At 45.0% G+C, this 3,406-nt stretch carries 2 protein-coding genes; both read left to right on the forward strand.

The window, feature by feature from the left end:
- Nucleotides 1–1,841, forward strand: a 1,841-nt coding sequence (locus tag HMPREF9074_RS07725) for a putative LPS assembly protein LptD (protein WP_034540186.1), incomplete at its 5' end; no start/stop codon positions are given.
- Between the two features lie 23 nt (nucleotides 1,842–1,864).
- Nucleotides 1,865–3,406: NAD-dependent DNA ligase LigA (ligA, locus tag HMPREF9074_RS07730; RefSeq protein ID WP_034540188.1), on the forward strand; the 1,542-nt coding region annotated here is incomplete at its 3' end.

Here is a 3,406-nt window from a genome sequence, read left to right on the forward strand (position 1 = left end):
ACCTTGCCCTCACAGCCGATTATTACACTAATGGCAGCTACGGACTGCGTGCCCAATCGGCCTATGTGAAGCGCTACAGATACACCGGTAGCTTCAACCTTACTTATGAGAATAACATCTACAGTATGAGGGGCTTACCCGACTATTCGGGCAGTCAGATGTACAGCATACAGTGGACGCATAGCAAGGACAGCAAGGCAAACCCTAACTCTAACTTTTCAGCCTCTGTAAACCTGTCGAGCAATAGTAGGTACTACCAAGAGTCGTATAATCAAGCTAATACCTCTAACTTCCTAAACAACACGATGATGTCGTCAGTGTCATACTCTAAGACTTTTCCTTCATCGCCTTCGGTGAACTTGTCTGTATCGGCATCGCACTCGCAGAATACGAACACCAAAAGTATAGATATGACCCTGCCTTCGCTGCGCGGAAGTGTAGAGCGTATTTACCCTTTTGCTAAAGAGGGCGAAACCAAAAAAGGACTTATCAAGAGTTTGAACTTACAGTATAGTATGCAGGCTGACAACCGTTTTGCTACCTACGATAGCCTTTTCTTTTCAAAGAAAATGTTCAACGAGGCGCGCAATGGGGTGCAACACTCTATCCCAATTAGCACCACTGCTAAACTAATGAAATACATCACCTTAGGGCTCAACTCATCTATCAACGAAACTTGGCAGTTCAAAACCATACGCAAAAACAACTTCAATAGCACTATTGGCAAGGTAGGCATTGATACCCTTAGCGGCTTCGACCGTTTTATGACGTACAACTTAGGGGCTAGCTTAGGAACTACCATTTATGGTACTTTCCGCTTCAAAAAAGGGTCAGCCATACAAGCTATCCGTCACGTGATGCGCCCTTCAGTAAGCTATGGCTACACCCCATCATTCGACCAGTATTATGATTATTACATATCCGATGCTTATGGCAATCGTATGCAGTACTCGCGCTTCGAGGGGGGTATCTATGGCACCCCAGGGCTACACGAATCGCAGTCAATAGGCTTTTCACTTGCTAACACTTTCGAGGCTAAGATGAAGCAAAAAGACAGTGCCGAAACGGCTCCACGAAAGGTTATGCTACTAAACAGCCTCAACTTCAGCTCTAACTACAACGTGATAACCAAGCAATTCAGTCCGGTGAACGTTACAGGAGGTACAGCTCTGTTCAATGGCAAATTAGGGGTTAATTTTGGTGCCACTCTCAATCCGTATGCTATCGACAATAACGGGCGACAAATGGAAAAGTGGAATATCAACAATGGTGGTAGCCTTTTTAGGCTAACCAATGCCAACATTTCTACTAACTATTCTTTCTCTAACAAAGACAAAAAGGACAAGAAAGACAAGAACGGCAAGGATAAAAAGAGTACCGGCAACGTATCGGGCGGACGTACTGACGACCTATTTGGGTCTTCTAAGCCACTAAATGACGTGCAGCATATTGGCGATAAGAAAGAGGAGAAAGACGGAGACGAGAAGCAAAAGTTCTATCAGGCTACTATCCCTTGGGATTTAACGCTTGCGCACTCACTCACTTACAGCAATCAAGCGCGCGAAAGTATGATTTCTAATAACTCACTGATGTTCTCGGGCAATGTATCGCTAACCCCTAAGTGGCAAGTAGGGCTTTCGAGCGGTTACGACTTTGTAAACAAAGGGTTTACATACACCCAGCTCCGTTTCGAGCGCGACCTGAACAGTTTCAAAATGAGTTTTCAATTCACCCCTTTTGGTTACCGCACCTCTTGGTACTTCTTTATTGGTATCAAAGCCTCAATGCTTTCTGACCTAAAATGGGAGAAAAACAAAGAACCAGACCGTATCTTACGATAAAGACAAAAGTATAGTGTATAAGAATGAAAGAAAAAATACAGCAGCTTCGCGAGGAGCTTAATCAGCATAATTACAATTATTACGTGCTCGACACGCCTACTATTTCCGACTTTGAGTTCGACCAAAAACTCAAAGAACTACAGGCATTAGAGCAAGCGCACCCCGAGTATTACGACGAGAACTCGCCTACAGTACGTGTGGGGGGTACTATTACCAAAAACTTCCCTACAGTGGTGCACGAGTATCGTATGTACTCGTTAGACAACTCTTATTCTAAAGAAGATTTAGAAGAATGGGAACAACGTATCATCAAGACTTTAGGTAGTGACCAAATCAACTTCACCTGCGAACTAAAGTATGATGGCGCTTCTATTGATTTGCTCTACGAAAATGGCAAACTCAAGCAAGCTACTACACGTGGTGATGGTATTCAAGGCGATGATATTACTGCCAATGTGCGTACCATCGGTTCAGTGCCTCTACAGCTAAAAGGCGATTATCCTGAGCGTTTCTATATCCGCGGCGAAATAGTAATGCCTAAAAAGGCTTTTGAAGCACTCAACAAAGAGCGCGTTGCTGCAGGCGAAGACCCTTTTATGAATCCGCGCAATACCGCCAGCGGAAGCCTCAAACTGCAAGACACTGCCGAAGTAGCTAAACGCGGCTTAGACTGCTTGTTATACTTTTTAGTAGGCGACACAGGCATAAAGAGTCAGTTTGAGGGATTAGAAAAAGCACGCGCTTGGGGGTTCAAAGTGCCAAACATCTCTAAACTATGCCATTCAACTGCCGAAGTTATGGACTTTATCAACGAATGGGATAGCAAGCGCCACACCCTACCCTACGAAACCGATGGCGTAGTGGTGAAAGTAGACAGCATAGCACAGCAAGAAGAATTAGGCTACACCTCTAAGTCACCGCGCTGGGCGATGGCTTATAAGTTCAAAGCCGAGCAAGTAGATACCCTTTTAGAGAGCATCTCTTACCAAGTGGGTCGTACAGGGGCTATTACGCCTGTAGCCAACTTACAGCCCGTACTTTTAGCCGGCACTATCGTGAAGCGTGCCTCGCTGCACAATGCCGACCAGATAGAAAAACTCGACATACACATAGGCGACTCAGTATATGTAGAAAAAGGCGGAGAGATTATCCCGAAAATAGTAGGGGTGAATTTAGAAAAACGCGAAGCCAATGCGGAAAAAGTCCAATATATCACCCATTGTCCTGAGTGTGGCACAGCTTTAGTGCGCAACGAGGGCGAAGCACAGCACTACTGCCCTAATAGCAACAGCTGTCCTCCTCAAATCACAGGCAAGATACAGCACTTTATTTCGCGCAAAGCAATGGATATAGAGGGCTTGGGAGAGGAAACAGTAGAACTACTCTTTAGAGCTGGTATCATACACACCTATGCCGACCTCTACGAAGTAACTGTTGCCAAACTGCTACCTTTAGAGCGTATGGCACAAAAGAGTGCTGAAAACATAGTAAAAGGCATCGAAAAGTCAAAAGAAATACCGTTTGAGAGGGTGCTTTTTGCCTTAGGCATCAGATATGTAGGCGAG

Source organism: Capnocytophaga sp. oral taxon 329 str. F0087, from assembly GCF_000213295.2.
In the GTDB taxonomy this organism is placed as follows: domain Bacteria; phylum Bacteroidota; class Bacteroidia; order Flavobacteriales; family Flavobacteriaceae; genus Capnocytophaga; species Capnocytophaga leadbetteri_A.